Consider the following 12967-nt stretch of genomic DNA (forward strand, 5'->3'; position numbering starts at 1 on the left):
TTATCTTTCCGCCATTTCTTTCTCAAGCCAAGCGATTTCCGCATCAAGAACGTCTCGATAGAGGAATGCACCTTCGCCGTTTCCAGACTGGAACCTCACCAGCTGGGAATCGCAGAATTCACGATTTCTGATATCTTGTATTGCCTGCAACAAAGCCTGGTGCTTTGGGCCGTCGTAACCTCCAGTATCCTCGTCAACCTTTGTCAGCTCGCATATAACGCAATTGATAATTTCTAGCGAACTGCCGACAACCTCGCAGTCAGCGTAACCGGGCCCAGCTTTCTGTGATCCGTCATTGCCAGGATCTATGCAGAAAAGAAGCATAACGATGAGGCTTGCGGTGTCTTCGTCAGGGCTGCTGTTCAGCAGATCTCGTAAGATACCGAAGCAATCTGACTGGCGACCGCTTGCCACCAAATCGGACAACCCACATGCAGCAAGGTAAATCTGCATGTCTCGGCTGTCGAAAGAAAAGACACCTCCATTTGTGTCAGGAGAGCAAGACACGCAGCCGCTGGCAATGAGATAATGTCTCCAAGCGTTTGGATCGCAATTTGCCTCTGGGAACGAAAGATTGTGGGCGATGGTCTTCATGACCTGCTTGACGAGATCCCATTTCATCCCCCCATTTGATACCATATTAGCTTCGTCGGCAATATCGCCAAAGCTCGATTTCACTTCCTCTGCAAATTTTGATCGAAGGAAAGTAGCCAAAGCGAGACGCCTCATCATTTTCTTTGCGCGAGGGAGAGGGCCAAGAGTCGAGACGGCGCTTTTACTGGCTTGCTCGTCGCAAACTTCCTTGGTGAATACCGAGTTTAGTAAAGGCTCAAGTACTCTTGTTGATTTCTCTAGTAGTACATTGGACACCGTTTGAAAGGTCAAACCTGGAGCAATATCCTTGAAACACTGATTGTCTTTATCGTAGCACCATCCTCGCGCTGCGACACTGGCAAATATAGGTATGCTAATCATCCTTGAAGTGTACTTTGCATCCACGAGAATTTTTGCGTAACGATTCAATACGTCATCGTTGAGAGCTAGATCGTTGTGACCGTCGATAAGGTATTTTTTAACGAATTCGATTCTTTGAGTCCTCGTTAGTTCTTTCAGGCAGTACTCGTTCTCGCTTTCTGGGGCAAAAGAAAATCTTTCAGTCAACGGTCTTGTAGAGATGACAAAACCTGCAAGAGGAAATTTTCCCGTCAAGTCTTCGATAGCCTCGATCGCCGTGGAGAGGTCGTTAGCTTCGTCAAGTGCATCAATGATAAAGAACGCCTTCTCTCCGAGGCTTATAATATGCTGCTCGAGTTCTTTAGGTCTGGGGAGGCGGGTTTTTCCACACATAAGTTTCTTGAGGATTTCAGAGTAGGACCCCTTTTTCAGTACAGCCCTAGAAAGGCCACGTCCAGGATTAAATGAGAAGAAAAATGGGACCTGATTTCTTCGCGGATCACTTTCCTCAAAGCCAAGTCGTGATGATAGTGCTGTCTCTTTAGAGCTAAAGGAGCGGATGAGCGCGATGAGAGAAGAAGTCTTGCCTTCTCCTGCACGCGATGAAAGAATCTTGACTCTGATATCTTTAAAGTTGACCAGCTCGGCTAGAGGCATCGTGGTGCCTTTTGAAATGATCTGTCTTTCAATGAAATCCTTGACGTTGAGATGTCCTCCCTCGACGTCGCTACGGTAGCCCAAATCGGCAAAATACGAAAGGGAGGCAAGGTCCTCGATATAGGAGTCGAGATTAAACTCCTTGCTTTGATCAAGGGTGTACTTTTCATTAGATATATTTCCTGGTTTGTCGTAATTTTTACCTGAATTGACGACAGCGCGTGGCGTGGCGTTAAAAGAACGTGCCGTCTGCTCAATAAAATCGATGAGGCTTGTATTGCTCGGACATCCTGGACCGTGAGTGTCGAGCTGATATTTCGAGCAGTAAAAGTAGCGGATAGTTTTATCGCCGAAATGGCCTTCAATCTTTTCAAGAAATCTTCTATCGGTTAGAATCGAGCGCTCGGTCTGACTGACATGGCTCAACATTGCTTCTTCTTTCAATTTGTCAAGCGATATTTCGCAAGGTTTTTTATAAGGTGCAGAAAGCTCCGAAAACAATCGGATGGTCCGATCTTTTGCGAGTTTGGCATACTCGCCGGCCTCAATGTTGCCCCCAGCTTTCTTTGCATCGTTGTAGCGTTGGATGAGTGATGATCCAAATTCGCTGAACACTAACACGGGTGCCAATTTCGGGTCTAAAGGAACAAGCTTAGTGAAAATGAATCTGTCAGCCTTTTTTTCTGTAAATTCCAAAAGAGTCTTCCTGTAGTTGTTCCAGGATTCGATCGTGTTTCTAAGGATCGTTATAGCTGTGCGATCATCCACTTTTACAAACCAGTTGGAGGCGATATCCCAAGGAGTAATGATTCCAGACATCCTTGTTTCCCCTGTCGTTGAGATGATTTTTTTTGACTCGGAGGAGAACTTTGGAATGCAAGCATTACTCAAGTAGGAGCTTCCTTGGAGTCCGGTGTCTCTCGTGAACTCTTCCTTACTTAGTTCTTTACCCATTTTTGTCACAAAAACGCTTCTTGTAACGTGATATGCCAACGCATATACCTCGTTACCAAGCAACCACGTTCTGTGTAAAACGTTATTGCGAAGGCAGAAGCCGGTTTCTTCAAGCCCGGTAGCAGCGAAATCGAGAGACCTGTCATTGATTTGCTGAATGAAATTTTCAATAGACTCCCAGTCACGAGGCATCGTGTCCTCCTTTTGCGTGACCCCTACACCGATAGCTTACTTAATTATCCAACATATAAACAATTTTTCCAGGGTAAAAGGGATGCAAGAACGATGCGGGTGTGTCGATGGTGGGCAACGGAAGATAGGAAATCCTCTCTTTAGAAAGGCGGAGTCTGTGTAACACCCCTGTTGCACCCTAGATAATAAGCGCGACGTTTCGTTTCGTTGTAGTGTGGGGTTAGGCCAAAAAGGCCAAACTGAATACCAATAGAGAGGAAACGCTATGTGCATCAAGTATTGGGATCCATCAGCTTATGCCACCGAGGATCAGATTCGCGAGATTGCATATGGTTGCGATGCCGCAACATTCGGTGATGACGGATAGTTTTGTGAGAAGCATCGTGAGGAAGAAGATCGACATGGTTCCATTTAGGATTTCTATTAAAGAGTCCAAAGCTTTAGCATTTTAGGAGAAGAATTTAGAAAAAATAAAAGATGAGTGAAATGAATACTGATCAATATATGTGTATCAATTGGTTCGAACAGAGAGGTTTCTTAAATGTTGATACAAATAAGTAATTTGAATATGATTATTATGCTTATACAATCAAATGGAGATAAAACATCTCCCATAATACAGAGAAAGTTGTATTGGCTGCCTCGTCGTTTGGTTCAAGTGGGAATAGTGCTCGATATCCTTGGTTTCCTTTGCTTTTTTATTGCCGGTTTGGTATTTAATGATAAGTCTTTATCAACTTCTGGATACTTGAATTCTATACCTCAGTGGTTTGATATTGCTCAAGAAGACTTCCAAACCATTGCTTTGACTGGCTTTATTATCGCGCTACTTCTAGCTGTCTTGGTGGCACTCTGGTTGCTGTACCACTGGTGGGATGAATCTAAAGCGAACGCATCGAAGAGTCAGATCTAAAATATTTATTTCGAAAAACACTCTAGTAGGGTTACAGGTTGATAAGACATCTAGCATATTGTTATTCAAGGGGGAGGGAGACCTCCCCCTTTTGGTGTCTAAATGAATCCTTTTACGGTGCAGTATGTTAGGGAAGCTCCGGGGTTAAGCGCGTTGGAAACTCCCTACATAGTAATAAGGTAAAGGCTCTTTATTTCGGTGGGGTATAGGTTAGGTTGTTGGGGATTATTTGATTGGTTGGGGAATCGGCTTGTGGGGGTGCCTTGGGGGGTTGTTGAAAGGGGTGGTTGGGGAAGGAGGAGGGTCTGGTTTGGAAGGTTGGCGGGGGTGGAGAGGGGGTTGGCGGCAAATGGTAACTCGCTTGAAATATTGTTTGGGGGTTATAGCAGGGGGCATTGGCCGAGGTGGCGGGGTGGGTTTGTGTGCACTTTGCGGGGATTTGGGCACTATTCACCCAAGTTTTCTCCAGATTGCGATTTTCTCGCCAACCTTTTGAAGGATTGAGAGTATAATACCGAACGAAGATGCAGCTTTATGGTGTTTCATCGCGCCCTGCGGCAATGACGGAGATTTGCTTGCATTACGATGAAGCCAAGGTTGTGTATCTAAGTTAGTGTAAGTTTTTGGAAGGAGACGAAGTGTGACAGCTTGCGTCAACAACGAAGGGCTCTCTGGCAAGAAGGTAGTAAGCGCTACCCTCGCCGGTGTGCTCGCAGCCGGCATGGTGCCGGCCATTGCTTTTGCCGATGAGGCCGCCGAGGCCTCGACCGACGAGGGTATCGATCTGCTGGCAGTGTCCAAGGCTGAAGCTTTCCAGCAGGGTGCTGTGACTGAGGCTACGGACAATAATGCAAAGGCAATTGCGGATCTGGAGAATATCGAATTCGCTTATGAGGCGACAGTACCTCACTATGTCAAGCCGACGAAGGTGACCCCGAAGGGCGATACGAAGGCTGTAGATGTCACCGATTCCACTGAGTATGATATAAACTATTATACTGAGGCAAACTATAAGGCTTATATTGCCGGAAGTGCTGATACCAAGATCTCCAACGCAGATACTGGTATTATTGATGCCGGTACGTATTATGCTGTTGTTGTTCCGAAGAGTGGCGGTGAATATTACGCGGCTGGTAATAAGGGTGTTGCCATTAAGTTCAGCATTGTTGGTACGTCTTTGAAGGATGCCACGCTTAAGAATGCTGACAAGGCTGATGTCTTTACATACAACGGGAAGGCACAGGATCTTTCTGTCTATCTTGGCGACAATTTGGTTGATCCTGCAAATTATGATATCGCATTCTACAAGAATGATGGTACGGCACTTGGCGTTGGCGTCAAGCCGGAGGATGCCGGAAAGTACATTGCGACTGTTACAGGCAAGAATCAGTATAAGGGTTCGACCGTTAATATTCCTCTGACGGTTGAGAAGCTTGACCTCTCGAAGGCGAACATTGTTCTCGAGGATAAAAAAGTTGGTGATACAGCCTCGCTTCCGGGGATTGCATCCGTCAATGGTGATACGGACGCAACAACCAATCTGGACACTTTGACGGTTAGCTATGATGCCTCGAAGAACGGCAATAAACTTTACAATGCTTCTGCAACGGCCGATAGCTACAAGTTTGATATCACGGCACCGGAAAACGATCCCAACGTTATTGGTGCAGGTGTGGCCGCAATTAGCGTAGTAGATGATCTTGGTGTTATTTCTTTCGATGGTAGTAACGCTTTGCCCGCGACATTTACCGTTGATCATGGCGCAGGTCAGTCTGATATCGACTTCACTAAACTCAAGCTTTATGCATCGGACGGAAGCACCCCGGCTGGCCCCACTGGTGACGCCATCAAGGATATTAAGTTCGACATTACGGTGACGGACAAGGATCATAATCCTGCAACTTTGGCTGATGTCAAGACCCCGGGTGTGTGGAACGTCTCCATTAAGGTTAATTCGGCTGCTAATAAGTATGCATGGGGTGGAGAGGCTTCTACTGTGGTCACGGTGACCGATGCCACGATCGAAGGCAATAGCAACCTTTATGTGCGTTATAAGGGCGTCCTTCAGGGCAATCAGGTTAAAGCTGATTACTCTGGATCCAACATCATGAACGATGTTGAGATCGTACTTGAAGACGGCAATGGCAACGTCCTCGTTGAGAACACGGATTATGCTGTTAAAGTGGCTGATCAGGCTGGTAATGAAGTAACAGAGGTTGTAAACGCTGATACCTATACTGTTACGGTTTCAAGCAAGAAGTATGACATCAAGAACAACACGTTTACGGTTGTAGTCGATCCACTGGAGATTAATGGTGTTGAGTTCGCTGGTACTTCTACGTACCTTGCGCCTGGAGCAAATCCGGGTGACGATGGTGTCGAGACACCGTTCTATCCGTACACCGGTGATGTCGTTACGCCCTCTTTCACATATGTGTCTGGTAAGGATGCCAAGGGCGAGGATATTGTCGTGCCGCTTCCTGCAGACAGCTATAAGGTTGTTTATGACTATTACACCGATCCGACTACCACGAAGCGTGTTGGTGAAATGAAGGAAGAGGGTAAGTACAAGGTAACCCTTTCTGCAGCGAGTGGTAATTACACGATTAATGCTCCTGCTTCTCCTCTGGAGATCGAAGTCGCTAACAAGAAGGTTTTTGGTGACGTTTCGAGCGCTGACTGGTTCTACAATGTGGTTTACCAGGCGAATGACCTTGGTTATATGACTGGCTATCAGGGCGGAAAGCTGTTTGGCGCAAACCATACCATTACGCGTGCTGATGTCATTTGTGTTCTTTACAACATGGCTGGTGGTACTAATAATGTTTGGGATGCTGTTGTAGGCCATGACTCCTTCACGGATGTCAACTCCAACGCTTACTACGCGAAGGCTCTTGCGTGGGCTAAGGGTCTGGGTATTGCAAATGGTTACGCTGACGGTACCTTTAACCCTGAGGGTGCAATTACTCGTCAGGACTTTGCTTGCCTGCTTGCGAACTACGCTAAGAGGGTCGGCAACTTCGAGGCTCCTAAGGACATCAATGCTGTTCTCGCTAAGTACCCCGATGGTGCTCAGGTTGCCGACTACGCCAAGGAGAACGTGGCTTGGGCATGCGACAAGGAGATCATGGGTAACGCTGGTGTAATTAACCCTGCCTCCAACATTACTCGTGCCGAGGTTGCGGCTATGGTTGTTAACTATCAGCCCGACGGTAAACTGCAGGCTTAAAGTTCGGCAGTCTTTAATTGTGCGCAGCTGAGTCTTCTTGGCTCTATCAACTAAGGTAAAGCTGGGTGGGAAATCAAAGGGTTTCCCATCCACGGAAGACTCAGCAGGTTTGTAGGGCTATCTGTTTTCTGCAACAGATTGTCCCACAAGCCTTAAAGCAAGCTGTCGCGGAAGGCTTCGTTGTGCAAAGACGCTCTCGCGTGTGAACGCGAGGGCGTCTTGCATTGTGGGACGTTGTATAATCTGATGGCATTTCTATTTTAGGTTATCTAATCTTTGGAGGGTTCTACCGGTTATGACCAACCCGTTTTCCAAACTGCTCACTCTGGGCAATGACAAGCGCCTCAAGGGCTATCAGCGGAAAGTGCAAGCCATCGGCGATCTTGAAGAGGGTTTCAAGAGCAAGTCCGACGCAGAACTTAAATCCTTTACTGCTGTGTTGCAGGAGCGTATCGCTAGTGGCGAAGCGCTCGACAAGGTGCTGCCTGAGGCGTTCGCGCTCGTGCGCGAGGCCAGCTTGCGCACCCTCGGGATGCGTCACTTCGACGTGCAGCTTATCGGTGCTATGGCGCTCAATGATGGCTGCATCGCTGAGATGAAAACTGGCGAGGGCAAGACCCTCGTCGCTACCGCTGCGGCGTTCCTCAATGCTCTCACGGGCGAGAACGTTCATGTAGTTACCGTTAATGACTACCTCGCAAAGCGCGACAGTGAGTGGATGGGGCAGCTTTACCACTTCCTCGGGCTTGAGGTGGGTCTTCTGCAAAACGGTATGCAGCCGTGGGAGCGTAAACCCTCCTATGCGGCACATATTACCTATGGCACGAACTCAGAGTTTGGGTTTGACTATTTGCGTGACAACATGGTGTCCTCTCCTGCGGAGCGTGTGCAGCGCGGGCAGCATTTTTCTATCGTGGATGAGGTGGACTCCATCCTCATTGATGAGGCACGTACGCCGCTGATTATCTCTGGCTTGGGTGGGGCGGCTGCGGATTTGTACAACGCCTTCGCTGAGGTAATGCCACGACTTTCTCGCGAGGACGATATTGTGCTCGACGAGGCAAAACGCACCGTCTACGCCAGCGAGAAAGGCCTCGACAAGATTGAAGAGATGCTCGGCATGGAGATTTATGCCGATGCCTCTGGCAAGTTGGCTAACCACCTGAAACAAGCTTTACGTGCCGAGTTCTTGTTCAAGCGCGATGTGGAGTATGTGGTCATTGACGGCGAGCTTAAGATCGTTGATGAATTCACGGGCCGCATCATGGAGGGGCGGCGCTTCTCTGAGGGTTTGCACCAGGCGCTTGAGGCCAAGGAGCACGTGAAGATTCAAGACGAGAACCAAACCCTCGCTACGGTCACGCTGCAAAACTATTTCCGCTTGTATGAAAAGCTGTCCGGAATGACGGGTACGGCGCTCACCGAAGACTCTGAGTTCCGTCATATCTATAAGCTTCCTGTGGTTCCCATTCCCACGAACAAGCCGGTTATTCGCCAGGACAAAGAGGATCTTATCTTCCGCACAGTGGATGCTAAGTATAAGGCTGTGGCTGATGAGGTGGAGCGTCGTCATGCTAAGGGTCAGCCGGTGCTTATTGGCACGTCTACCATTGAGGCGAGCGAGCGCTTGAGCCGCCTGCTGGATAAGCGTGGCGTGAAGCATGAGACGCTGAATGCTAAGAACCCCGAGCGCGAGGCGCGTATTGTGGAGCAGGCGGGCCGCTTGGGTGCGGTTACCATCGCCACCAACATGGCTGGTCGTGGTACGGACATTCTGCTCGGCGGTAATCGTGATGCCCTCGTGCGTGATGCCCTTGTGCGCTATGAAAACTCCAACATGACCGACGAAGAAAAACTCCATACGGCCGAGGCCGAGGCTGACTACATCACCAGCCGTGAGGGCTACGCGGTGCGCCAGTTCGGCGGCCTGTGCGTCATTGGTACCGACCGCCACGAGTCGCGTCGTATCGACAACCAGCTGCGTGGTCGCGCTGGCCGTCAGGGCGACCCGGGCGAGTCGCAGTTCTACCTGTCGCTGGAGGACAACCTGTTGAAGCGCTTCGGTCAGGACCGCCTACACGCGGTATCCGACATGATGATTAAGCGCGGCATGCCCGATGATCAGCCGCTGCAAGACCCGCTGGTGTCCAAGGTGATTGGCTCGGCGCAGCGGCAAGTTGAGAGCATCCACTTCGGCGCGCGCAAGAACGTGCTGGAGTACGACGACGTCATGAACCTGCAGCGCAAGGCCATCTACGAGGAACGCAACGCCGTGCTGGATGGCAAAGAGTTTGACGACATGCAGATATTCCGGATCCTCTACGACCTCATTGTGTACAAGCTGCAGACGTTCTGTCCCTACGACAAGTCCTACGTGGACTGGGACTATCCGGCGCTCGACGCGTGGATGGTGGAGATGAGCGGCGCGCCGGAGTACGACTCGAAGTTCTACGACATTCACTTCCAGGACATTCTGGCCGACCTGCTGCACGACGACATCATGAACCCGTACCGCCGCAAGCGTAAAGAGGTGGGCACCGAGGAAATGAAGGACATCGCGCGCCAGGTAATGCTGCGCCAGATTGACACGCATTGGATTGCGCACCTGCAGGAGATGGACTACCTAAAGAATGGTATCGGCCTGCGCGCCCTGGGCCATCGCGACCCGCTGGTGGAGTACAAGGAAGAGGCGTACCGCGCCTTCACCGACCTCACGTTCTGCATCTACGAGGACTTCATCCGCACTCTGGTACGCCTGCCCGTAGAGAAGCCCGAGATTGTGCTTCCGCCCGAGGAAGACAACCCGTTCAGGCTGGACAAGTTGATTTACTCGAATGTGGAGGCCGCGCTGACTGAAAGCAGCGAGGCTCAGCTGAACCAAGCCAAGAACAACGCGCCGTTGTTGTAGGGTCTGGTTGACGTTGTGCGCGCCCCCGGCTTGCGCGTGCGAGCCGGGGGCGTTGTTGTCTTTCGGCCGCGTTTCGCGCTCTGGCAAAAGTGTGACGCGCTTACGCGCTACTGATTACGCCATGGGGCCACCAAGTCCCTATCCTCACGACGCGGGCTGACTTGCTTGAAGGCGCTGACGTACAAGAGGCATAACCCCCGTAGGGATGCAACAGCGACGGCGCGCAGCGCCTAGTCCCTTTAGGGAAGCATCCGTTCGCGCGAAGCGCGAAAACGCAGGTGGTGGTTGTGTTCTCCGCCTGCGGCGGAGCGGATGCTTCCCTAAAGGGACTAGGCGCTTCGCGCCGTCGCTGGTAGCATCCCTACGCTCAACCCGAGCGAGCGTCGGGCCCCTGTCATCCTGAGCGGAGGCGGCGAAGCCGCCGTAGTCGAAGGATCCCGTGTGGCGCCAGCCGGAACTCTGCCAGCTATCGCCACACGGGATCCTTCGTCCCCGCTTCGCGGGGCCTCCCTGCGCTCGCTTCGCGTGCTCGGGAGTTCAACAGTCCACTGGACTGTTGAATGCTTCGCTCGCTCAGGATGACAATCTGCATAAAAGTCCGCGTCATAAGGTTTGGGATGTGGGGTGCTTCTGGCGTAATCAGTAGCGCGAAGCGCGTCACACTTTGCAAAAGCGGATGGTAGTGGCGATAATAGTTACTCACTTATCGAATAGTGATAAATGAGGCGCGATTATAGAATGAAATTTATCGAACAACGTTATTGTTGGGTATGCAGCTAGAGCTACACTTATCGAATGGCGATAAATTGTGTGTTGTTAGTGCTGGTGGTGCTTAAAGGTGGCTTTTAGGTGGCTGGGGAGGCGCATTATGGTCCAGCCTAGTTTGTAGGACTTGGAGGACGTGAGGGACTCTAGTTCTTGCGCCAAGTGGGCGTTCTCGGTGGTGAGGGTTTGTGCGGTGTGCTCTGCCTCGCGCAGGCGCGCGGTAAGGTCGGCCTCGTGCTGTTGATGGCGCAGCTCAGAGGCGGGCTCGTCGTAGAGGTAGAAGGCGCGACTGAGGGCACCTTCCTTTTGCGGGCCGACTTCTTCGATGATATCTGCAAGCAGGTCTTCGGCTTCCTCGCTGATGTGGCGGAGGCGTTTGGCGTTTTCCTTTACCGTTGCGCTGCGTGCTTCGTAGGAGTCCAGCAGGGAGATCAGCGTGCGCTCGATGTTCGCTGCTTCGGCATCCATGGGTAGTAGCAGGTCGTCGCAGCCCATGTCATGGTAGAGGGCTGCCACTTTCGGCAGATAATCTATGCCTACGCAGGGCTTTCCGAAGCTGTTGAGCAAAAGCGAGCAGTGGTAGCGCATCGACAGGCCGGCGTGCGCGCGGGCCAGCAGGTCGGCTACGGCCTCGATGCGGTCGCCCTCGTCGAACAGCGCGGCGGAGGCGGGGTTGTACAGGTTGGTCTGCACGCACTGCGCGAGGGTGCGGTCGGCGGGGTCGAGGACGCACAACGCGAAGCGCACGTCTTTGTGGATGTGCGCGACAGCATCAAGAGCTGCGGCAACGCGCTCGGCGAAGTCCTGTGGCGCGTGGTCATAGTCGCGAAGGGATACGGCAATCAGGCGGTGGGCGTCGGGCTGAAAGCCCGTCTGCTCAAGCCAGGTATCAACCGCGGCCGTGCGTTCATGCGCGCCGAGAAAGGCGGTGTCGGCCTTCTGGATTACGAGGCTTTCCGGCACGTCGCATGCCCTGATGAGCTGGGCGGTTTCCGCGTCGCGTGCGATGAAGCGCGCTCCCAGACGGGCCATAAGGTTCACGAGACGCTGCGAGTCGGCCAGCGCCAGCGGCCCAGCGCCAATACCGTAGAGCACGGGCTGCGCACCGCTGAGGGTGGCCAGGCTCACGTAGTTTGCGATTCCGGGGATGTCGGAGCAGCTGGTGGTTGAGACGAACTCGGCCTTGCCCATGGTCCAGCGTGTTCCCTGGTCAAACAGCAGGCCGGCTATGACGAGCGTGGCCGACGCGAAGTCGAGCACGCCCGCCAGCATACGTGTGTCGCGCAGACTTATGGCGTAGATGCCGCGCTCTTGCAGTGTGTGGGCAGGGTCCTCGCTGATGGCGACCACCGACGCGCCAGGGAAGCGGCTGCGGATGCGCTGGTCGAGCGTGGCGAGGATGTACTCGTCGCCGAAGTTGCCCTTGCCCACATAACCCAAGATGGCCACGATGCGGCGCGGTGCCTCGGTGCCCGGCATGAGGCCGCGCGGCGCGAGGTGTGCGCGGATGCGCTCCCAGGCGGCAGCGAGGGTGGTGTCAAGGGCGTCGCTGCTGGTAGTGTAGGGGAGCGGTTCGACGGTGTCGCTGGTGATGCGCATGAGGGTATTGCTGTCGTGGAGGGCGAGGGCCAGCAGGCCGCTTTCTTCGGCGGCTTGTAGCGCGTCGGCACCTTCCCCTTCATCGTCGAACACCATCACCGTGTGACTAGAGCGTGAGGCGTAAACGAACCCGCTGGTAGCAGGAGAGATGCGCCACTCTTCCGGCCATCCCTCGCCAACGCAACGCACGGCTTCCCCAGGGTTCTCTTCCATATAGCGGCGCAGGTACGCAATGCGGCTTTCTGTGGCATCTTGCAAGCAGAGGACGCTTGGCCCGTAGGCAATCGTATTCGCCAGGGGGGTGTTCGCATATTCGGCGTCCACGGCCGCCGGACACAACTCCACTACATCCGCAATGCCTCCGGCTTCGATAACTTCCCCCATGCGCTCGCTCGTCACCAGCGCAAAGTCTACGTGTGTGCCAGCAAGCGCCTGCGCGTATCCTTTCGCCACCTGCATGCTGTCGCACACCAGCCCCACGGCCGTGCGTTTCGCCAGTATCTCGTGGTTCTCCAAAGGTAGCAGCACACCGTCGGCCATCAGCACACAATCCAGCTGTTGCGTCACGCAAAAGCGTTGCAGGCACGCGGGCTGCGCCACCCCTTCCGCATCGAACGCGAAGGGGTGCGTGGCGGGCGAAAAGAAGAACACCGTGTGGCCGCGCGCCTCAAGGATGTCCTTTATGCGCCACGAGAGCGAGGCGAGGCCGTGTGCGGGGCGCGCGAGCAGGGCGATGCGGCAGTGCCGTGTGCGGTTATCGGGCAAAGCGAACCTCCGAAGACGTGTCGTTTTCGGT

Annotated in this window: 5 protein-coding genes; 3 read left to right on the plus strand and 2 right to left on the minus strand. The window is 52.6% G+C overall.

The window, feature by feature from the left end; genetic code table 11:
* Positions 1-2757 carry an NACHT domain-containing protein gene (locus tag QNJ86_RS05505; RefSeq protein ID WP_283831601.1) on the minus strand — a complete coding sequence of 919 codons (2757 nt, stop codon included), beginning with the start codon at positions 2755-2757 and terminating at the stop codon, positions 1-3.
* A gap of 568 nt (positions 2758-3325) precedes the next feature.
* Between QNJ86_RS05505 and QNJ86_RS05510 the strand changes: the two genes are divergently transcribed.
* The 3 genes from QNJ86_RS05510 to secA all read left to right on the plus strand — a co-directional run bounded on the left by QNJ86_RS05510 (position 3326) and on the right by secA (position 9807).
* Positions 3326-3670: a hypothetical protein gene (locus QNJ86_RS05510; RefSeq protein WP_283831602.1), complete on the plus strand. Its 345-nt coding sequence runs from the start codon at positions 3326-3328 to the stop codon at positions 3668-3670.
* A 640-nt stretch (positions 3671-4310) separates the two neighbouring features.
* Positions 4311-6899: an S-layer homology domain-containing protein gene (locus QNJ86_RS05515; RefSeq protein WP_283831603.1), complete on the plus strand. Its 2589-nt coding sequence runs from the start codon at positions 4311-4313 to the stop codon at positions 6897-6899.
* Between the two features lie 295 nt (positions 6900-7194).
* Positions 7195-9807 carry a preprotein translocase subunit SecA gene (gene secA, locus QNJ86_RS05520; protein ID WP_283831604.1) on the plus strand — a complete coding sequence of 871 codons (2613 nt, stop codon included), beginning with the start codon at positions 7195-7197 and terminating at the stop codon, positions 9805-9807.
* Positions 9808-10623: 816 nt separating this feature from the next.
* On the opposite strand, the gene QNJ86_RS05525 is transcribed toward secA, so the two are convergent.
* Complete coding sequence (locus QNJ86_RS05525) at positions 10624-12936, minus strand: polysaccharide pyruvyl transferase family protein (RefSeq protein WP_283831605.1); 2313 nt, start codon at positions 12934-12936, stop codon at positions 10624-10626.
* Between the last annotated feature and the right edge of the window lie 31 nt (positions 12937-12967).

Origin of the sequence: Gordonibacter faecis (assembly GCF_030077735.1) — a bacterium.
In the GTDB taxonomy this organism is placed as follows: domain Bacteria; phylum Actinomycetota; class Coriobacteriia; order Coriobacteriales; family Eggerthellaceae; genus Gordonibacter; species Gordonibacter faecis.